Genomic DNA, 21,083 nt, shown 5'->3' on the forward strand with positions numbered 1-21,083 from the left:
TTTATATAAAACATTGTAGTTTTTGTAAACTTTTTTTATACTTGTTTTTAGCTTATGCTTTACCTTGTTATTTTGTAAAGTTTTTAATGTTCTGGAGAAGAAATGAAGTTAAAAAGATTACAAATGTCGAATGGGGAAAAGTACTCAATCTTACTCGATGAAAGCGGAGCCCCTCTTTTATACGAAAACTTGTTTGTTACTGTTCATTATCGAAACTTTTCTCGCGCTAGCAATACTTGCCATGTTGTTTTCGAGCATCTTCGTCTTCTTTCCGAAATATGTGGTTATCTTAATCTTAATTTGGTTGAACGCTGTAAAGCAGGTAACTTCCTTAAAAAGAATGAACTGCAACAGTTAAAAAATGCAGCTTCGTTTGATGTAGAAAAAATTAGGGAGATGTTTGCTAAGCACAAGGTTTCAAATATTGTTCCGTTCAAGCTCAATCCAAAGAAGCTGGAAACATCAAGGGCAACTATTATTATTGAGGATGATAGAAATATATCTTCTTATACGGCATATAATCGAATAACAACTTTTGCTTATTACCTTGGTTGGCTTGAAAGTGAACTGTGTCCCTCTAAGGCTGAATACTTCAAAAAAAAAGAATCCAAAGCAAAAGAATCCACGGAAAAAACCTCTAAAACAAAAAGCCTCAGTTCAGAAAGTTTTTTATTATCCATCCGGCCTGATAGGAAATCTTCAAATGAGAATGAAACTGTAGATTGGGGGCAATGGCGCTCATTAACTGAATCCCAAGTCATTGAAGTAATGGATGTTATTCGAACTAATTCATCGAGAAATCCTTGGTGGAATGAGTCTGTTCGTTATCGAAATGAACTAATTTTTAATTTCTTTAATTCAGTAGGGTGTCGTCGTGGTGAATTGATGAAAGTTAGAGTTAAAACAGATAACAACCCGTCAGATATCATAACAAATGAAAAAAATGGGCGTAAGTACCTAAAAATAAATGCCTCTGTGGACAAGGAAGATGATCGCACTATTCGACCTGAGGGAAAAACAAAGGGTCGAATAGTGCCAATGGATAGTCGCCTTACGACAATGTATGAGAATTACCTTATCAATCATCGTCCGAATGCTAAAGGCTCTGAGTATATTAAGTACCTATTTGTAACTCATAACCATCGTACGAAATCGAATTCAGCTTTATCCTTAGCACAAGTGAATAAAATGTTTAGGCAGGTGTCCGAAGTGGTTGGTTATAGGGTGCATCCCCATGCATTGCGACACACATGGAATGATAGATACAGTAAAACTACAGATGCTCTTATTGAGCAGAATAAAACGACAGATATAAAATCAGAGTCTGACAGAAGAAAGCTTATGGGCTGGTCGGAGAAATCTTTAAGTGGTCAGCATTATGCGAAAAGGCATACTGATAACCGTGCTATGGATATTGGTTTAATAATGCAAGAGAAGCATAGTGAACAGCTAAATCAAGTCGTCGGTGCCTACGACGAAGACATTGACATGTAAGAGGTCATTTAATTGGAATATAATTTTGAGAACCAAAGTTTTTTTGCTAAAAAGAGCAAAACAACAAAAGCTGTATCATTTAATAACTTTGAATTTGACTATCTTGATGATACTTGGATTCTTAGCCGAAATATAACGATTAATGTAGCGTGTATAGGTGTTTTTGAAGCACTTTTACGCGAAGATATTCATGAAACGGTAGTGTATTTTGCTGAGAATTATTCAGCTGGCTATACAAAATCTTTGGTCAATTCTTTAAACGCATACCAAAAGAATACAGGCCTTAGAGCTTTTACTGAGCTTGGTTTAATGACTTTTTATAACTTAGCTAAAAATGGGGCGAAATCCAATAAATTTAAGCTTTACGTGTCACAAGTTCGCTGCTTCATTAAGAAAATGCGATTTTTGGGCTTAGCTTCCCATATAGATGAATCAATTTTTAAGCTGATTGATGGCTGGCGTATCGGTGGAAACGATAAAGGCATACCTGTGCTGACTCTCGATCCTGAAACAGGGCCTTATAGTGATTTGGAGTTTGATGCGATAGGCCATCATGCAGCCCATAAATATGCTGAAGGAAAGCTGAGTCTTGAACAGTATATTACTATCACATTATTCAAAGCTTCAGGTCGACGCCCTGACCAATTAGCTTCTACTAAGCATAAAGATTTTTTTTGGAGCAATACTCACTCTTCTATATCCACTTATATCGGTAATATACCGAGGGCTAAGCAAATAGGAGAAAAATTCAGAGCTTCTTTGACCCCCTTTGCGTTTACCATCGAAATTGGTCGAGTGATAGAAAAACATATCAAAGAGCAAACTAAACTTATTGAAAAGATACTAGGTCGCAAATTGACGGATGAGCAAAAAGGGGAGTTACCCTTATTTATCGCTCACGATGTACTTAAGGAAATGAAGCATCTCAGTTCAGAGCTACTTCTTTCTTTTTTAAAATCTGAATTACTGCATATAAAAAATATCGATCTATCTTCAAATCTAAGAAGAGCTATAAAAAGGCTTAATGTAATAAGTGAACGTACAGGAGAGCCTCTACACTCTACAGGATACCGCTTTCGTTACTCTATGGGCACGAGGGCAGCAAGAGAAGGTGCTGGTGTTCTTACAATAGCTCGGATACTTGATCATTCTAGTACCCAGAATGTAAGAGTGTATGTTGCAAATATACCTGAATTTGCCATTGAAGTTTCAAAAGTCATGAACCAATCATTAGCTAAGTATGCTTCCGCATTTGCTGGTCAGATAGTAGCCGATGAAGATGAAGCGAATAGTATAAATCCTGGAGCAGCACGCATTCCATGCCGTGATAAGGACTGCGATATTGGCTCCTGTGGTACAAACGCTTTTTGCCAAGATTATGCGCCCATAGCTTGTTACCTCTGCCCTAAATTTAAACCATGGGCTAATGCTCCCCATCATCTAGTTCTTGAGTGGTTAGTTGAAGAGAGGGAGCGTCTAAAAAAGGATGCAGGTGGGGATATGCAAATCGTAACAATTAATGATCGTGCTATCTTGGCTGTTTGCCAAGTAATTGAGAAATGTCGTGAGTACAATAATGCCTGAAGTTTTTATTTTTAAACCTAAACACGAACTTGAGCATGAGAATAATTTAAATGAGTTTCTTGCATTCTGTAGAAAACTCCCACCGTTGAATGAGAAGTATGACTATGAAAGTAATTATTGGGATAAAGTCGGAAACTTCACAATATTTGGAGCTAATAGTCGTAAGCGAATGACAGAGCAGCTTTTCGATCCCTCATTTATGCCGTTTGCTAAAGCATATATTGTTTATGGCGGTGGTGGTAAGTCAGCTGTAGATAACAGATTTAAAGCATTAAGGGCTATTCATGCAAGCCGAACAGATACAAATGCTCTAGTAGATATTAATGTTACAAAGCTTACAGCTAACGACTTCAATAATGCAGCTGAAGCTGCAAGAAAAGTACTGGGTAAGGGGGGCTGCATATCAAGCTGGACGAGGGCTAGCTAACCTATTAAAGTTTTTAATTGAATACAACATTATTTCGCGTTTTTCATGGAAAAACCCAATACTCAAACCTGTTGATCAGGCTGTTGATGATGATGATGCTAGACAAAAGAAGATGCCAGATGAAGATGCTTTGATGGCGTTAGCCAGAGTAACTTCATTAAAGATGGAAGAACTAAGCCCTAGAGATATATTTACCACATCGACAATGGCACTATTATTTTCAGCACCCAACCGTGGCTCTGAACCTCTTTATCTTCTAGATAGCTGTATCGAATGCACTCCAATGAATGCAAAGAAAGCGATAGAGCTAGGACTATCTGAAGAGGAAGTTGAAGCGCTAATTCTAGACGAAATTAAAAAAGCAAAAAACCAGTCGAAACAAGCATTAATTATTGATAGTGGAAATGGAAGTGTTCTAGCTGAGCCAAGTAATCCTGACGATATTAAAATTGACTGGGACACGAAGATCATTGTTAAAGGCATTAAGTGGTACTCAGGGAAAGGTTATGGGTACGAAAATAAATGGTTGCCTACCGTTATGTATCAAGTAATAGAACAAGCTATAGCAAGACTACAGAAGCAGTCAAAAGATGCCCGAAATTTTGCAAAAATGCTAGAAGACTCTCCAAGTTTTCCTCGTCATAAATTGTGCCCAAATGTGCCAGAAGAACAATTATTAACTATGAATGAGGCTGCATTAGCCTTAGGCTTAGATTTATCAATTTATGGTGACACAAGTGATAGCCATAAACGAAAAAATATGCGTACCGCTCGCAATCAGCTCCTCACAAAAAGAGGTATTGCGCGCAAGGATTATATTGTAAATCTTGTTGATTTAAATAAGATTATTCGCGATAGCTTGCCTGATGGGTTTCCGTATATTCCATTTAAAAATGGTGATGGCATTAAAGTTAAGTGGTCGCAATCTCTTTATGCTAGTTTTTCTAACAGTTTAGAATCAAGAAGAGCAACTATTTATACTGAGCTACAGATCCCGACTATTAATACACTAAATGAGGACTTAGCACCGACTAAGAAAAAAAATAGAACGACAGGTGAATTAGCTTCAGGAGTACATTCTATATTCCAGCGTTGGGGGTATGGAGATTTAGTCATTACTTCACACCAGTTACGACATATGCTGGACACAATGGCAGCCGTTAACGGAATGGATGGAGAAATGCGTGCTAAATGGGCAATGCGAAGTGATCCTGCTCATAACCGATACTATGATCATACAACTTATGAAGAGTACGGCGAAGACTTTATAGAAAGTCGCGAGAGAGAACTTGCTTCAAATGAGATGACGACTCAACCGAAAAATGAAAAAAATCAAGTTCAGCTATTAATCGCGACTGCCAGAACCATACAGGAACTCAATACTAAAGCGTCCTTAACTGCTCATACAACAGAGTTTGGCATGTGTATAGCATCATATATATCAGAACCCTGTACTAAATATCGTGATTGTCTTAATTGTGATGAACAAGTATGTGTAAAAGGTGATGATGATAAGTGCGAGAGGGTCCGTCAGCGTCTCAAAAAAGAAGAAAAGCTTTTAAAAATGGACAAGAAGGCTGTAGATGATGGGGTACAAGGTGCATTACGGTTTTATGAAAGCAGAGCACTTACGGTTGAGCGGGCCAAAGAATTAATTAGCATGTTTGAAGATCCGAATATAGAAGATGGCTCACTAATAAAACTAACAAATTTGAACAATGCATCTTTATTAGACCGAGCTATGGATATAAATGGCAGAAAAAGGCTACCTAATATCATTAATTATCAACGTACTAAACAAGCTCAGAAAATATCGGTTGATGAAATGATTAGGAGTAACCTTTCAATCGACACCCTGCCTAGCCCTTCGGCTGATGATGATATTTCCTTTGAAGACTTAGATGAAATGAATGAATTATACTTCCCCGAGGATTAACTATGGCTAAGCACCTAACAGATGAAGATATCAAAAACGTGGTTGAACTACTTGATGATTGGCCTACAGACTCAAGATTAACATGGGATTCTTTGATCGAGGCTGTTGAACATGACTACAAACTTAAAACAACAAGACAAACATTGTCAAAGCAGTCGCGAATAAAGACAGCTTTCACTGAGGTCAAAGCAATTGTTTCTGGTAACACCAGTAAGGTTAAAAATGTAACTCAGTCATTACCGCCAAGCCTAAAAATAGCAGCTGAAAGATTAGATTCTTTAAAGCGAAGAAACGAAAGACTTGAAGCTGAAAATAATCGATTATTAGAGCAATTTCATACATGGCTTTATAATGCACACATACACGGAGTTACGCCTGAACAACTAAATCAGCCATTGCCTACCAAAGATAATTAGGTAATTTAAGTATATTCTTTGTTAAAGTTAGGTTTTATACGCTGGAGTTGGCGCTTTATGTCTGCGATAGCATAATGAATTCTAGTTGTTTTAAAATATTTCAATTTGGACTAACTCCCCCACTTCTTTTTGATAAGAGTTAAGCCCGAGTTTATTTGTTGGCAGTTAAATCAATTACTAGCTCAACGCTATTTTAGCTCTACAGCTGAGGGATCGTTGCATTTAAGTGTGCGTAGGTAAGTGCTAGAAAACACCCCAATCAAGCTGTTGGATATTAAAGACCAACAACTTATCGCAGATATACATAAGTGTGCTTTAAAAGAACAAGCTGCAATGATGCAGCTGATTAAAAATAAAGATAAACAACAATTGCATTAAAATTATTGAATTAAGATGTTTATAATTAACTAAACTAAGGTATTTCACGACTATGGCAACAACTATAAATCAAATCAATCAGGACGATATTAACAAAGCGGTGTGGAACGCCTGCGACACCTTTCGCGGTGTGATCAGTGCCGATACCTATAAAGACTTCATCCTCACCATGCTGTTTTTAAAATATATCTCTGATGTATACAAAGACGAACACGCTAAGTTAGTTCAGCAATTCGGAAATAATAAAGCCCTAGTAGATGCAATGATGGCTAAGCAGCGCTTTGTGTTACCTGATGGCGCTAGCTTTTGGGACTTATACGAAAAGCGTTATGAAGCAGGCAACGGTGAGCGCATCGATAAAGCCCTACACGCACTAGAAGAAGCCAACGGCAGCAAGCTTAAAAACGTATTCCAAGACATCAGTTTTAACACCGACCGCTTAGGCCAAGAAAAACAAAAAAACGATTTACTGCGCCACTTGTTAGAAGACTTTGGTAAAGACATTTTAAACCTAAGCACAGAGCGTGTAGGCAGCTTAGACATTATCGGTAACGCCTATGAATATCTTATTAAACACTTTGCCGCTGGCAGTGGCGCGACCGCCGGCGAATACTATACCCCGCCTGAGGTCTCAACTCTTTTAGCCACCGTTTTAGAGCCAGTTGAAGGCGACCAAATATGTGACCCATGTACAGGCAGTGGCTCGTTGCTGTTAAAATGTGGCGCTATGGTGCGTAAAAACTCAGGCTCTAAAAAATACGCATTATTTGGACAAGAAGCCATAGGTTCTACATGGGCACTTGCTAAAATGAACATGTTCCTACACGGTGAAGATAACCACCGTATAGAATGGGGCGACACCATTCGTAACCCATTGCTGCTTGATAAAGACGGCAACGGCTTATTGCACTTTGATGTGGTCACCGCCAATCCACCATTTAGCTTGGATAAGTGGGGGCATGATGATGCTAGTAGCGACCCTTACGGGCGTTTTCGCCGTGGTGTGCCGCCTAAAACCAAAGGCGATTACGCGTTTATCAGCCACATGATAGAAACCCTAAAGCCAGACACAGGCCGTATGGCGGTAGTTGTGCCACATGGTGTGCTATTTCGCGCATCGAGTGAGGGTAAAATCCGTAAACAACTGATTGAAGAAAACCTGCTCGATACCGTTATTGGCCTACCAGAAAAGCTGTTTTTTGGTACAGGTATACCCGCAGCTATTTTAATTTTCAAAAAGCAAAAAACGGATAATAACGTACTGTTTATTGATGCCAGCCGTGAGTTTAAATCAGGTAAAAACCAAAGCCAGTTAACGTCTGATAACATTCAAAAAGTTATCGATGCCTACAAAGCGCGTGAAACCACCGATAAGTATTCATACCTAGCAAGCTTTGACGAAATTGCCGAAAACGACTTTAACCTCAACATCCCTCGTTACGTCGATACCTTTGAAGAAGAAGCTGAAATTGATTTAGTGGCAGTGCGTACTGAGCGTGTACAGCTTAAAAATGAGCTGCAAAACATTGAGGCAGAAATGGAAAGCTACTTAACAGAACTAGGTTATAGGGAATAAATTATGGAACAACAGCAAATTCAATCACTCACCACAACCTTTGAAGCCCATTCTCAGAAAACTGAAACTGGTATCGAGTACTGGTTAGCGCGCGATCTACAACACCTACTAGGATATGGCAAATGGGATAACTTTATCGGTGTTACTTCCAAAGCAAAAACAGCCTGTGAAATCAGCGGCCATAATATAGCAGACCATTTTGCCGACGTCGGGAAAATGGTTGAACTTGGCTCTGGCAGCAAACGTGAAATAGACGATATCATGCTCACACGCTATGCCTGCTACTTAGTCGCGCAAAATGGTGACGCCAGAAAGCAACAAATCGCCTTTGCACAAACCTATTTTGCCATGCAAACCCGCAAAGCCGAGTTGATAGAGCAACGCTTATTAGAATCTGAACGAGTAGCTGCGCGTAGAAAATTATCAACAACAGAAACAGAGCTTTCAGATGTCATTTTTGAACAAACTGGTGGTAATCAAAACTTTGCCTTAATTCGCAGTAAAGGCGATAGTGCGCTATTTGGCCGAAATACCAAAGCTATGAAAGCAAAATGGCAAGTGCCTGACAATCGCCCTTTAGCCGACTTTGCCCCCACAATCGTGCTTAAAGCAAAAGACTTTGCCACCGAAATCACGATTCACAATGCACGTCACCAACAAATGACGCAAGAACAGCAGATATCTAACGAGCACATCACCAACAATCAGGCGGTGCGAGAAACACTACTTGGTCGAGGTATTGAACCAGAAAACCTACCGCCAGCTGAAGACGTTAAAAAAGTAGAGCGCCGATTAGCTAGCACAGAGAAAAAAGCACTCAACAAACCAGCCACCTTGGTAAAAGGAGAGTCGGATGATTAGTTTTGAGCTAAATATTAGGTTGATTAAACTATTCAGTGGGCACATGCAAGTGAAAAATGAGCTGCGACCCTTTGAGTTTGATATGAGTAGCTACTTAAAGGAGCTGGGTTATGGTGCCTAATGGATGGGAACGAAAACCATTAGTCGATATTGCTGAAATTCGTACCGGCGTAGCCAAAGGGAAAAAAGGGCTTAAAGATCCTATTGAAGTGCCCTACCTGAGAGTAGCGAATGTCCAAGACGGACATATTGACTTAACAGAAGTTAAAACGATTGCTATTGAGCGTCACCAACTAGCACGATACTCCCTAAGAGCTGGTGATGTATTGATGACAGAAGGTGGTGACTTCGACAAATTAGGACGTGGGGATGTTTGGCATGGTCAAATACAGCCGTGTTTAAATCAAAATCATGTTTTTGCAGTACGCGTGGACTCTAAAATATTAGAACCGTATTATCTTGCAGCACTATCAGGTAGCCATTATGGCAAAACATACTTTTTAAGTTGTGCTAAACGCAGTACGAACCTAGCCAGTATTAATTCGACTCAATTGAAAGAGTTTCCTGTTTTAATCCCCCCACTTCCTGAACAGCGTAAAGTTGCCAAAATTCTATACACTTGGGATAAAGCGATTAGCACCACCGAGCGCCTAATCGACAACAGCAAACAGCAGAAAAAAGCCCTAATGCAACAACTTCTCACTGGGAAAAAAAGCCTACTCGATGAGTCAGGTAAACCGTTTGAGGGTGAGTGGGAAGAAGTAAAATTAAAATCAATCGCTGAGATGAATAGTGGTGGAACGCCAAAATCATCTATTCCTGAATACTATGGCGGTGATATACCTTGGGTTTCTATTGCTGATATGACCAAGCATGGTAAGTCGATTTCAAAAACAGAAAAATATTTAACTCAGGAAGGTTTAAACAATAGCAGCGCACGCTTCTATCCAAAGGGAACAATCCTTTATGCTATGTATGCTTCTATAGGGGAATGCAGTATTGCGGAAGTCGAATTAAGTTCATCACAAGCTATCTTAGGAATTAGACCAACCGACAAGTTATCAAATGATTATTTATATTATTTTCTAACAAACTTAAAAAGCAAAATTACTCTGATGGGACAACAAGGTACGCAATCAAATTTGAATGCTGGCATGGTTAAAGATTTTAGAATTAATTTACCTCCAAAAACTGAACAGCTAAAAATTGCCTCTGTTCTAACCAACGCAGATAAAGAAATTGATTTATTAAAAAAACAACTTGCTGACTTAAAAAAAGAAAAGAAAGCGTTGATGCAGCAACTGTTAACAGGCAAGCGTAGGGTCAAAGTGGACGACAAGGAGGTCGCATGATCACGCAAAAACGCCCTCGCACTATTCAAATATTTTTACCTACGGGCGATCCTGCGGGTATTCGCATTGCTGAGCAAACCACTTCGATTATTCGCTTAATTGAAGTGCCGCGTAGTGATATTGCTGAGTTTGTAAAAATGCCAGAAGCCAAACAGGTGGGCCTTTACTTTTTGGTCTCTGGCGATAGCAAAGACGAGTTATATATTGGGCAGTCGGGCGATGTAGGCAGCAGATTGATGCAGCATTACAAAGATGAGAAGAAGGACTGGGAGCGAGCATTGGTATTGGTGTCGCTCACTAATAACTTAACGCAAACTCATGTGCTGTATTTAGAATCGCTGTCGATAGAAAAAGCCAAACACTGCCAGCGTTATGAACTACTTAATGGTAATGGCGGCCAAAAGCCCCATACACCTGTGCCGCTTAAAGCTGATTGCGATGAAATACATGAAATAGGCAGCTTGTTATTGGCCACCCTTGGCTACCCCATTTTTGAACCGCTTGCTGAGCAGTCAACCACCAAACCTGAGCAGGTATTTATTTGTAACCGTGCTGATGTTGATGCCAAAGGAATATACACCAACGAAGGTATGGTGGTATTAAAAGGCTCGTCAGCCCCTATGACAACAACGCGTAAAACAGACCAGCGCTTTTACGATAAGCGCGACCGCCTTTTAGCTAAAGGGGTAATAACAGAGCAGAATGGTCGCTTTATATTTCAACGGGATTATTTATTTCCCTCGCCCAGTGGCGCATCAATGTTTTTGCTACTTGCCACGGCTAACGGTTGGAAAAACTGGAAAACAGAGCAAGGCGTTACACTCCATGATTACCAAGGCCGAACTCTAGAATCAGCCAGTGAGCAGGTAAGTAATATTAATTAGGTAGTAAAGGATTAAGAATTAATGAATAAAATTTTAATGACAGGCCACTTAGGGTTGATTGGCCGTCATTTATCTCCCCTATTATCTCAACTAGGTTATGAAGTAGTTGGTTTTGATATTGCTGATGGAACAGGTGATATTTGTAATACATGGCAGTTAAGCCAAGCATTAAATGAATGCTGTGGCGTAATACATTTAGCGGCTGTTTCGCGCGTTGTATGGGCGCAGAACGATCCTGAAAAGTGCTGGCAAACTAATGCACTGGCCAGTGAGCAACTTCTTAATTTAGCCGCAAATAGTACACATAAACCTTGGGTACTGGTTGCCAGTAGCCGCGAGGTTTATGGCGAACCAAAAATTTTACCCGTCACAGAAACCATGCCTTTAGTACCCGTTAATATTTATGGTCGCTCTAAGCTTTACATGGAAGATGCCGCTTTAAGCGCACGAAGTGCAGGTATTAATACCGCTATTGTTAGGTTAGCTAACGTGTATGGCTGCACGCTTGATCATGAAGATAGAGTATTACCTGCATTTAGCAGAAATGCCGCCTTAGGCGTTGATTTACGGGTTGATGGCTTTGAGCATTTATTTGATTTTACCCATGTAGATGACACCGTAGCGGGTTTAGTAAAAGCTATAACATTGCTGAGTGAAGGTGAAAAACAATTGCCACCCATTCATTTATTACCCGGGCATGGCACAACCTTAAAACAAGCCGCACAAATGGCTATTAAGGCCGCCAATAGCTCTTCAACTATTGTTGAGGCGGCGTCTCGTGATTACGATGTTGCGCGGTTTATTGGCGACCCATCTCGTGCTAAATCGCTACTAGGTTGGCACGCGAGTGTTTTGCCAGAACAAGGGGTTGCAAGGTTAGTTGGCGCATATAATAAAAAATTAAAATTAGGAGCGCATTCGTGAAAATATTAAAAGTAATACATGGCTACCCTATGTTGTATAACGCGGGTTCAGAGGTTTATTCTCAAACTATTTGTCATGGATTGGTTAAAAAAGGCCACGAAGTTCGTGTTTTTACCCGTGAAGAAGATGCATTTAGACCAGATGGCGATATAAGGATTAGCCACGATGCTGATGTGCCTGAAATTGCATTACACCTTGTTAATAACCCTCGCCACAGAGATAGGTATCGCTTAGCGATTATTGACCAAAAATTTGCTGAGTTATTAGATGAATATTGCCCTGATATTGTGCATATTGGCCATTTGAACCATTTATCGACATCTTTGGTGTTTGAAGCCAAAAAACGCAATATTCCTGTTGTTTATACGTTGCATGATTATTGGTTAATGTGCCCGCGTGGGCAGTTTATGCAAATGCACTCTGCTGACGATAACCTTTGGGCTGCATGTGATGGACAAGAAAATAAAAAATGTGCCACACAATGTTATGCCCGTTACTTTTCGGGTGATAAAGAAGAGTTAGAGCAAGATATTGCTTATTGGGAAAACTGGGTTGAACGCAGAATGCGCCACGTAAAAGAGGTTGTTGAGCATGTTGACCTATTTATCTCGCCAGCCAAATATTTAAAAAACCGTTACGAAAAAGACTTTGGTTTACCAACTGATAAAAGCATTTACTTGGATTACGGCTTTGATCGTTCTCGTATGTTGGGCCGTGTACGCAATGAAGGTGAACCTTTTACCTTTGGCTATATCGGTACGCATATTCCGGCTAAGGGTATTCACCAGTTAATTGAGGCATTTGGTAAGATAAAAGGCGATGCCATTTTACGTATTTGGGGCCGCGACAGAGGGCAAGACTCTCGCGCATTACGAGCTATTGCTGCCACATTACCACTCGAAAAACAGAACAGTATTCAGTGGATGCCAGAGTATAAAAACCAGCACATAGCTGTTGATGTATTTAGTAAAACCGATGCGATAGTAACGCCTTCAGTTTGGGTTGAGAACTCTCCGCTTGTGATACATGAAGCGCAACAGTCTAGAGTACCTGTGATTACAGCTAACGATGGCGGTATGGGTGAATACGTTATAGATGGCGTAAATGGCCTGACCTATGAGCATAGAAATGTTGATGCACTAGCTAAAAAAATGCAGGTGTTTGTTGACGACCCACAGTATGCAAGGCAACTTGGAGAAAAGGGTTATGCATTTAGTGACGATGGCGAAATTCCATGTATAGACCAGCATATTATTGACTTAGAGGCTTGCTACAAGGAGCTAATGCAGTGAGGGATACCAATTTTTGGCGCATTACCTTAGACACTAACCCTGATACCTGTAATTTAAATTGTGTTATGTGTGAGGATCATTCGCCTTATTCTGATAGCCCTAAATTGCGTAAGCAACAAGGACGATTACGCCCTAATATGGATAGAGTGATGCTTGAGCAGGTGATCCGCGATGCGGCTGCAATGGGTATTAAAGAAGTGATCCCCTCAACAATGGGAGAACCTTTACTATACCCTCATTTTGATGTGTTTTTAGATTTATGCCATGAGTTGGGCTTATCGTTAAATTTAACCACTAATGGCACCTTCCCAAGCCCCGATAAACACCATAATGTTGAATACTGGGCTAATCGTATTGTGCCTATTGGTAGTGATGTAAAAATTTCGTGGAATGGGGCAACCGACGCCACTCACAGTAGCATTATGCTTGGTGCTCAATTAAGCGAACATATTGAAAATGCAAAACGTTATATTGCCATTAGAGACAGCTGGGCCGAACGTCATTATTGTTCTGTAACAATGCAACTAACGTTCTTACGCAGCAACTTAGAGGAAATCCCTCAAATGGTTGACCTTGCTATTGCACTGGGGTTTGACCGCATAAAAGGTCACCAGTTATGGGCGCACTTTGATGAAATAGCGACTGAAAACTTACGCAACGATATTGTGTTTGCAGAGCGTTGGAATCAAATAGTTAAGTATTGCCATGAGCGTGTTGAATTACATAATAAAACTGCATTGAGACCTTTTAAACTCGATAACTTTTCTGAGCTACACATAGACAACTTAGACGATATAGCACCGAATGGCCACTGCCCATTTTTAGGTAAAGAAATTTGGATTGATCCATCGGGTCGTTTTAATGTGTGTTGTGCGCCTGATCAAGAACGTAAATCATTAGGGGAATTTGGCTCAGTTGCCGAGTCGTCACTCTCAGAATTAGCCCAGAGTGAACAGTATGTTGAGTTGATGAATACATATCAAGATCACCCTTTGTGTAAGCAGTGCACTATGAGGCGCGTGTAATGAGCACATTAACTAAACTCTCTGTTTCAGGCAATGGTAAGTATCATACTTTTACTGATGGCACCCCAGCTTACCCTACACGCTTTGATGAGGTTTTATCATTTCATGCAATAGACAACGCATATCAAGTTGCGCCTGTTTGTTTAAATAGCCAAGCGTGGCACATAAACGAAACAGGCGAAGCAATTTACCCGCACAGATTTAATCGTACTTTTGGTTTTTACTGTGGCTTAGCGGCTGTGTTAGAAAACGATGATTGGTTTCATATATTGCCAAATGGCTTTGCAGTTTATACACAGCGTTATGCTTTTGTTGGTAATTATCAACAGAACATTGCTGTGGTATGTGATAAGGACGGTTTTTACTTTCATATTGATAAATCGGGCCAACCTCTTTACGAAAATAAGTGGCATTACTGCGGAGACTTTAGAGAAGGTATTGCCGTTGCTCAGGCTGAAAATGGCCTGAGTACGCACATTGATAAGCAAGGTCGGTTTATTCATTCATACTGGTTTTTAGACTTGGATGTTTTTCATAAGGGGTTTGCAAGAGCAAAAAGTGATGAAGGTTGGCATCACATTGATAAAAGTGGCAAACCTATTTACGCACAGCGCTACGCAAGTGTAGAGCCTTTTTATAATGGGCTTTCGCGCATTGAAACGCATTCTGGTGCACTGCAAATTATTAACGAACAAGGCAATATTGTTAGAGAGCTTAGAGCTGCAAATAATGATGGTTTTGGATCTTTATCTGCTGATATGGTTGGTTACTGGCGAACCTTTACTATTGCGGCTGCCGCTGATTTAAAAGTATTTGACTACTTACCTAACGATACAGCCCAGTTAGCCATACACACAAACACGTTAGAAAAACGGTTAACTCGCCTGTTGAATGCCTTAGGGGAGTTAGGGTTGGTAAAATGCGAACAACATATTTGGCATGTATTACCCAAAGGTTCTTTTTTAACAACTAACCACGCTATGTCGCTTGCAAGCGCTGCGATAGAGTATCGTGGTGAGTTAATGCAAAGGTGGCACAACCTCACGCAATTAATGCAAGAGGACATTGAAAATGATGACATTTTTAAACAAGTGAGTTTGTCTAAGGAGCATACTGAAAGGCATCATAATATGCTGCGCAGCTACGCATTAAAAGACTATAAAGAACTTGTTTGTTATTTAGATATTGAAAAAGGCGATATTGTTTTTGATGCTGCGGGAGGCAATGGTTTATTGGCACAGCTTGTCCTTGATAAGTTCTCCTCTTCAAATGTGACTTTGGGTGACCTTGAAGGTGTTGTTGATTCTAGTAACTTCGGTAATAAAAGAGCCTTTGACCTTTTTGAAACATGGCCTGTTAAAGCAGACAAAATAATGCTGGCGCGTGTGCTTCATGACTGGAACGACGCAGATGCTTTGCAAATTCTTTTAAATGCAGCGAACTCATTACAAAATAATGGTGCGATTTATGTGTTTGAAATGTTACTTGATGAGTACGGCTTTGGTGGCTCTCTTTGTGATTTACATTTACTCACAGTGACAGGTGGACAAGAAAGGACGCAAGGCCAATTTGAAGCGCTATTTAAAAAAGCAGGGCTTTGCATTGATTCGATTATTAAGAAAGATAGCTTAGTAACTGTGATGAAGTTAATACGGACATAAATAAATGAAAAGAATACTCATTGTAAGACATGCTGAACGGCCTGATATTTTACCGAACACTGTGGGTAATGATGTAATGCTGACTGATGAAGGTATTGAGCAGAGTAAATTATTTGCTTCGCTAATAAACGGTCAAGTATTGAGTATTAGAACCAGCCCTATTGGCCGATGTGTTCAAACTGCCGAACTAATAGCTCAGGCAACTCATTTTAAACCTGATGATATAGAGCAATGTCGCTTATTAGGCGATCCTGGTTTTATTATTAAAGATGGTGACTTAGCTTGGCAACATTGGCTTAAAAAAGGTCATGAAGCCGTTAATTTACATTTGCTGTCGGGTACTGAATCATGGGATGGTTTTTATGATTTAGACGATTCGGTTGCACGTATTTTTAGTGATATAAAAGCGCTGTTAAGTAACTCAGCAGATGGAGTGCATTTATGGGTTACTCACGACACCATATTGGCCACTTTAGCGGCTCGTATTGGAGACGAGCGTTTAACGCTTCAAGATTGGCCTAACTTTTTGGGTTACTTGGAAATAAAGCTAAATGATGACCAAATACATGTGAGTTATTCGCAAAAACCTAACTTATTAGGCGATGCAATTTAAGGATGATTAGGCACAATGACAACCATTAAGTTTCAAGAAGAATTTAGCGCAAAAATTCCTGCGCTTACGTTGCTTACTAACTTAGGCTACACGTTTATTCCACCAAGTGAATGTGAAGCCTTACGTGGTAACACGTTAGCAGGCCATAAAAAAAGTACCCATCAGGTGGTGTTGTTACCTGTGATGCGTGACTTTTTAGCCAAACAGACGTTTTCGTTTGCGGGTAAGCAGCATAAGCTCTCAGAAGCGGCCATTGATAAGGTGATGCATGAGCTTAACCCTGCTATGAACTTAGGGTTAAAAGCAGCCAACGAGAAGATTTATAATGCGTTGATGTACGGCATTAGTGTCACTGAATTCATAGACGGTAAAAAAGCTTCCCCCACTATAAAGCTGATTGATTGGCATAACATCGACAACAACCACTTTCATTGTACCGAAGAATTAGTGATACAAAATGCCGAGGGGACGGGCAACCGCAGACCGGACATTGTGTGTTTTGTAAATGGGTTGCCATTAGTGGTGATTGAGGCAAAACGCCCCGACTCAAACAAAGAGGGTAAATCGACCAATGCTGAGGCAATTTCTCAGCATATTCGTAACCAAAAGCAGGATGAAGTACCGCATTTATATGCCTACAGCCAGTTACTGTTGGCCATAAACGGGCATGAAGGTTTATACGCTACCTGCGGTACACAAGATAAATTTTGGGCAAAGTGGAAGGAAGAGCAAATACCGGAAGCTGAGTTTGTAAGGCTTAAAAACCACACGCTGCGTGATGAGCAATTAAATGCGCTCTTTAATCATCGCCCTGCAAAAGATAAAGATGATTACCAGTCGCTTATTGCCGCAGGTGAGCTGACGGTAACCGACCAAGACAGGCTGATTGTAAGTTTATTACGCCCTGAACGCCTACTCGATATGACCCGCCTGTTTACCTTATTTGATAAAAAAGCAGGCAAGATTGTAGCTCGATACCAGCAGGTGTTTGGTATAAAAGCACTTATTGAGCGAATTAATACATTTGATGACACGGGTGCGCGTGAAGGCGGCGTTATTTGGCATACTACGGGCAGTGGCAAGTCGTTTACGATGGTGTTTTTATCAAAGGCGCTTATTTGGCTTGAAGAGCTAGCGCAGTGCCGCGTAATTATTGTAACTGACCGCGTAGACTTAGAAGACCAGTTAAGCCGTACCTTTGCATCCGGTGGTGTACTCACCGACCGCGATAAAAAAGATGCAATGGCGACCACAGGTAAGCGCTTAGCGGAGCAAATTGGTAAAGGGAATGAACGGGTTATTTTCTCGATTATTAATAAGTTTGGCTCTGCAATAAAACACAAAGACTGCTTTAACGACAGCCCGAATATAATTGTGTTAGTGGATGAAGGCCACCGCAGCCAAAACGGTGAAAATAATATCCGTATGCAGCAGACGCTGCCTAAAGCTGCGTTTATTGCCTTTACAGGTACGCCGCTATTAAAAGACGATAAGACCGAAAACAAGTTCGGCAAAATTATTCACTCTTACACTATGCAGCAAGCGGTTGAAGATAAAACCGTGACCCCACTGCTGTATGAAGAACGTATTCCAGAGCTGAACGTTAACGACAAAGCGATTGATGCGTGGTTTGAACGCAGTACCAGCAAGCTTAGCGACAAACAAAAAACAGATTTAAAAAAGAAGTTTTCACAAAAAGGTCAGATTTACCAAACCGCTGACCGCATTATGTTAATTGCCTATGATATTGCCGACCATTTTAAAAATTTTAAGCACCAAGGTTTAAAAGGCCAGTTAGCTTGTGACTCTAAAGCGTCTGCAATACGTTATAAAGAGGCGTTAGATAAAATTGGCACCGTTACGTCGGTTGTTGCAATGTCGGCCCCTGATACGCGTGAGGGGCACGATGTAGTTGATCAAGAAAGCAAAGACATTGTGCAAAATTGGTGGAAGACCAATGTTGATAAAATGGATGAAAAAGCCTACACCAAAGCCATTATTGAAGACTTTGGCAGAGATGATGGCCCTGATATTATGATCGTGGTTGATAAGCTGCTAACAGGCTTTGACGAGCCTAAAAACACCGTACTGTATATCGACAAACCTCTTAAAGAGCATAACCTTATTCAAGCCATTGCCCGAGTAAACCGTTTACATAGTAAAAAGCAGTTTGGTTACTTGATTGACTACCGTGGCATATTAAAAGAGCTTGATACCACCATTGAAAAGTACCAAGACCTTGCTGAACGCACTCAAGGCGGTTTTGATATCGACGACCTGAAAGGTTTGTATAACCGAATGGATACGGAATATAAAAAACTGCCGGGGTTACACTGTGATTTGTGGGCGATATTTGAAGGGGTTAAAAACAAACAAGACGGCCCCGCGCTTCGCCAAGCGTTAGCACCGAAAGTACATGAGGTTGATGGTAAGCTCACCGATACCAACCTTAAAAAGCGTGATGATTTTTACTCTATACTTACGGCATTTTCAAACTGTATGAAAGTAGCACTGCAATCAGCCACCTACTTTGAAGATAAGTCGTTCGATAACAAGCGCGACCTATACAAGCGTGACTTAAAAGCCTTTGTCGATTTGCGCAAACAAGTGCGTGAAGATGCCGACGAAACCATTAATTATGATGAATACGCTGAAGACATCCGTAGCTTACTCGACAAACACATAGCAGGCATTGAAGTAAAAGAACCTGACGGAGCTTACTTGGTAGGCAACTTAGGAAAAGACGTTAAGCCGCAAGATTTGAGTGATGACGAGGCACGTAACCAAACGGACAAAATTACTGGTCGAATTACTAAAATGATTGAACAAGATTTAGCCGATGATCCTTATGCACAGGAATACTTTTCTAAGATGCTTAAAAAGGCCATTGAAGATGCTAGAGCCATGTTTGATGCCCCTGTTAAACAGTACATCTTGTTCGCTGATTTTGAACAAGAAGTAAAGGACCGCAAAGTGGCTGATGTTCCAAATGACTTTGTGGATGACGCAGGCAAGTTAAACAAACATGCCCAAGCCTATTTTGGCCTGTTCAAACACTTATTTGATGCCGACTTCTTGACTGAAAAGGCACTGGATAACGATAAGCTGGTAGCGCTTGCTTTTGATATTGATGCCATTGTGAATGATGCGGTTGCTGAGTATTCCATTAACCCTGCGGAAATTGAAAACGCCATTCACATGAAGTTATTACCATTACTGTTTGCCGAGCTTGGCCTTGAGAACGCTCAAAAAATGATTGAAGAAGTGTTAAAGATAACCCGATTAGGCATAGCTAGAGGCTAATGTAAGTGACTCAAAAAACGGTAGCCGCTGCTATTCATTCTGAAAAAAGCAGCGCAACAACCAACGAACACGGTGTTTTTACTTATGGTAACGACACCATTCGCTATGACGTTATTCGTAAAACAAAGTCTAGTGATACCGCTAAAAAAGTAGCACGAAAGGTCATTATTAAGGTTCACCCTGATCAGCGTGTTGTTGCAACTGTACCTCATGATGCGAGCGAAGATGCTATTGTTGATGCCATGCATAAGCGTGCAAGGTGGATATGGCAAAATATTAATGAGTTTGAGAAGCAAAAAGACAAGGTACTACATAAACAATATGTGAGTGGCGAAACTCAGTTTTATTTGGGTAAGCGTTATGTACTCAAGGTAATCGTTGATGCTGAGCAAGTGCCTAGTGTGAAGCTTAGCCGAGGTAAGCTAAACGTCACACTCAAGCATGAAGTGAGTAAAGATATTGCCCTTGATAGTCAAGATAGCCGGTTGGTGAAAATTAAACCGCTAATAGACAAGTGGTATCAACACAAAGCAAAAGCAATTTTTCATGAGCGACTTGCCGAACTATTGCCTAAAACTACATGGGTAACAGGCATTCCATCTTTTCGTGTAATGACAATGAAAAAGCAGTGGGGAAGCTGCTCCACCAAAGGTAACTTAATGCTCAACCCGCACCTAGTTAAAGCACCGAAAGAGTGTATTGACTACGTAATATTACATGAGCTTTGTCATATTGCGGAACACAACCACAGTGAACGTTTCTGGCGATTATTAACCCAAGTAATGCCGAATTGGAAAGAAGTAAAAGCTAAGCTGGACGATATGGCAGAGATGTATTTGAATGAGTGAAACACAATTAATAGGTTTATAAAACGTGATTAAGAAAAAGATGCCTGAAAGTTTTATAGAGTTTTTGTCGCTGCTCTCTAATAATAAACTTATAACTGACTTTACGAATCAATTAATATCATTACCTTCAGAAGAAGATAATTACTTTATCTCAATTGGTGATAGATGGTGTTCAGTAGAAAATATCGTTAAGCGGGACTTAAAAATTAGTAAGCATTTAGATAGCTTTGCTTTTGAAGGTTTAGATCCTGATTTTTCATTCAGCTCAGGGAATTTAAAAGCAATATATCTACCAGATGAAGACTTCATAAACGGCGGTAGTGCAATTATAATTTTCTCTATCGTTGGCAGCACATGGCGACATATAGTTCCGTTAGAAGATCAATTGTCTTTATGGGAGCAACTAGGCCTTCTAAATTAATACTGTTTTATTAGGGCGTGTTGATCTTTGCGGTATAAAAAACAAACAGCATGAGGATAAGGTATAATTGAATTCGCTAAAAAACGTT

The 21,083-nt window shown here is 40.3% G+C and carries 18 protein-coding genes; all 18 read left to right on the forward strand.

What is annotated here, in order from left to right; translation table 11 throughout:
• Positions 1–102 precede the first annotated feature (102 nt).
• The gene (locus AAEY68_RS06550; RefSeq protein WP_350585700.1) at positions 103–1,494 is read left to right on the forward strand and encodes a tyrosine-type recombinase/integrase; all 1,392 of its coding nucleotides are present in this window, start codon (positions 103–105) and stop codon (positions 1,492–1,494) included.
• Positions 1,495–1,506: 12 nt separating this feature from the next.
• The gene (locus tag AAEY68_RS06555; RefSeq protein WP_350585701.1) at positions 1,507–3,078 is read left to right on the forward strand and encodes a site-specific integrase; all 1,572 of its coding nucleotides are present in this window, start codon (positions 1,507–1,509) and stop codon (positions 3,076–3,078) included.
• Positions 3,071–3,505 carry a hypothetical protein gene (locus AAEY68_RS06560; RefSeq protein WP_350585702.1) on the forward strand — a complete coding sequence of 145 codons (435 nt, stop codon included), beginning with the start codon at positions 3,071–3,073 and terminating at the stop codon, positions 3,503–3,505. The genes AAEY68_RS06555 and AAEY68_RS06560 overlap by 8 nt, the downstream gene beginning before the upstream one ends.
• A complete protein-coding gene (locus tag AAEY68_RS06565; RefSeq protein WP_350585704.1) occupies positions 3,435–5,441 on the forward strand; it encodes an integrase in 2,007 nt (668 codons plus the stop codon). Before AAEY68_RS06560 ends, AAEY68_RS06565 begins: the two co-directional genes overlap by 71 nt.
• 2 nt (positions 5,442–5,443) lie before the next feature.
• Complete coding sequence (locus AAEY68_RS06570; protein WP_024594443.1) at positions 5,444–5,857, forward strand: hypothetical protein; 414 nt, start codon at positions 5,444–5,446, stop codon at positions 5,855–5,857.
• A 240-nt stretch (positions 5,858–6,097) separates the two neighbouring features.
• Positions 6,098–6,235: a hypothetical protein gene (locus tag AAEY68_RS06575; RefSeq protein ID WP_158001033.1), complete on the forward strand. Its 138-nt coding sequence runs from the start codon at positions 6,098–6,100 to the stop codon at positions 6,233–6,235.
• 52 nt (positions 6,236–6,287) lie between these two features.
• Complete coding sequence (locus AAEY68_RS06580; protein WP_350585705.1) at positions 6,288–7,811, forward strand: type I restriction-modification system subunit M; 1,524 nt, start codon at positions 6,288–6,290, stop codon at positions 7,809–7,811.
• 3 nt (positions 7,812–7,814) lie between these two features.
• A complete protein-coding gene (gene dinD / locus AAEY68_RS06585) occupies positions 7,815–8,672 on the forward strand; it encodes a DNA damage-inducible protein D (protein WP_024594445.1) in 858 nt (285 codons plus the stop codon).
• A gap of 110 nt (positions 8,673–8,782) precedes the next feature.
• Positions 8,783–10,024, forward strand: a complete 1,242-nt coding sequence (locus tag AAEY68_RS06590) for a restriction endonuclease subunit S (protein ID WP_024594446.1) — start codon at positions 8,783–8,785, stop codon at positions 10,022–10,024.
• Positions 10,021–10,908, forward strand: coding sequence for a GIY-YIG nuclease family protein (locus tag AAEY68_RS06595; protein ID WP_029751455.1), 888 nt, complete (start codon positions 10,021–10,023; stop codon positions 10,906–10,908). Before AAEY68_RS06590 ends, AAEY68_RS06595 begins: the two co-directional genes overlap by 4 nt.
• 21 nt (positions 10,909–10,929) lie before the next feature.
• Entirely contained in the window at positions 10,930–11,832 is a 903-nt protein-coding gene (locus tag AAEY68_RS06600; RefSeq protein ID WP_350585706.1) for an NAD-dependent epimerase/dehydratase family protein, read from the forward strand.
• Positions 11,829–13,124: a glycosyltransferase gene (locus AAEY68_RS06605; protein ID WP_024594449.1), complete on the forward strand. Its 1,296-nt coding sequence runs from the start codon at positions 11,829–11,831 to the stop codon at positions 13,122–13,124. Before AAEY68_RS06600 ends, AAEY68_RS06605 begins: the two co-directional genes overlap by 4 nt.
• Positions 13,121–14,149 (forward strand): radical SAM protein, encoded by a 1,029-nt coding sequence (locus AAEY68_RS06610; RefSeq protein ID WP_024594450.1) that lies wholly within the window; start codon positions 13,121–13,123, stop codon positions 14,147–14,149. The genes AAEY68_RS06605 and AAEY68_RS06610 overlap by 4 nt, the downstream gene beginning before the upstream one ends.
• Entirely contained in the window at positions 14,149–15,810 is a 1,662-nt protein-coding gene (locus AAEY68_RS06615) for a methyltransferase (RefSeq protein WP_350585707.1), read from the forward strand. Before AAEY68_RS06610 ends, AAEY68_RS06615 begins: the two co-directional genes overlap by 1 nt.
• A gap of 4 nt (positions 15,811–15,814) precedes the next feature.
• Positions 15,815–16,423 (forward strand): histidine phosphatase family protein, encoded by a 609-nt coding sequence (locus AAEY68_RS06620; RefSeq protein ID WP_024594451.1) that lies wholly within the window; start codon positions 15,815–15,817, stop codon positions 16,421–16,423.
• 15 nt (positions 16,424–16,438) lie between these two features.
• Positions 16,439–19,726, forward strand: a complete 3,288-nt coding sequence (locus tag AAEY68_RS06625; protein ID WP_024594452.1) for a type I restriction endonuclease subunit R — start codon at positions 16,439–16,441, stop codon at positions 19,724–19,726.
• A 5-nt stretch (positions 19,727–19,731) separates the two neighbouring features.
• Complete coding sequence (locus tag AAEY68_RS06630; RefSeq protein ID WP_350585710.1) at positions 19,732–20,574, forward strand: M48 family metallopeptidase; 843 nt, start codon at positions 19,732–19,734, stop codon at positions 20,572–20,574.
• 25 nt (positions 20,575–20,599) lie between these two features.
• Positions 20,600–20,995: a hypothetical protein gene (locus tag AAEY68_RS06635; protein ID WP_139016265.1), complete on the forward strand. Its 396-nt coding sequence runs from the start codon at positions 20,600–20,602 to the stop codon at positions 20,993–20,995.
• Positions 20,996–21,083: the final 88 nt, after the last annotated feature.

It is taken from the genome of Pseudoalteromonas sp. RB2-MNA-CIBAN-0110, from assembly GCF_040309305.1.
Classification (GTDB): Bacteria; Pseudomonadota; Gammaproteobacteria; order Enterobacterales; family Alteromonadaceae; genus Pseudoalteromonas; species Pseudoalteromonas arctica.

Coding starts and splice junctions, on each gene's coding strand:
- AAEY68_RS06560 (WP_350585702.1), top strand. CDS start 3,071: ATGCCTGAAGTTTTTATTTTTAAACCTAAACACGAACTTGAGCATGAG.
- AAEY68_RS06620 (WP_024594451.1), top strand. CDS start 15,815: ATGAAAAGAATACTCATTGTAAGACATGCTGAACGGCCTGATATTTTA.
- AAEY68_RS06615 (WP_350585707.1), top strand. CDS start 14,149: ATGAGCACATTAACTAAACTCTCTGTTTCAGGCAATGGTAAGTATCAT.
- AAEY68_RS06550 (WP_350585700.1), top strand. CDS start 103: ATGAAGTTAAAAAGATTACAAATGTCGAATGGGGAAAAGTACTCAATC.
- AAEY68_RS06595 (WP_029751455.1), top strand. CDS start 10,021: ATGATCACGCAAAAACGCCCTCGCACTATTCAAATATTTTTACCTACG.
- dinD (WP_024594445.1), top strand. CDS start 7,815: ATGGAACAACAGCAAATTCAATCACTCACCACAACCTTTGAAGCCCAT.
- AAEY68_RS06590 (WP_024594446.1), top strand. CDS start 8,783: ATGGTGCCTAATGGATGGGAACGAAAACCATTAGTCGATATTGCTGAA.
- AAEY68_RS06580 (WP_350585705.1), top strand. CDS start 6,288: ATGGCAACAACTATAAATCAAATCAATCAGGACGATATTAACAAAGCG.
- AAEY68_RS06565 (WP_350585704.1), top strand. CDS start 3,435: ATGCAGCTGAAGCTGCAAGAAAAGTACTGGGTAAGGGGGGCTGCATAT.
- AAEY68_RS06600 (WP_350585706.1), top strand. CDS start 10,930: ATGAATAAAATTTTAATGACAGGCCACTTAGGGTTGATTGGCCGTCAT.
- AAEY68_RS06570 (WP_024594443.1), top strand. CDS start 5,444: ATGGCTAAGCACCTAACAGATGAAGATATCAAAAACGTGGTTGAACTA.
- AAEY68_RS06625 (WP_024594452.1), top strand. CDS start 16,439: ATGACAACCATTAAGTTTCAAGAAGAATTTAGCGCAAAAATTCCTGCG.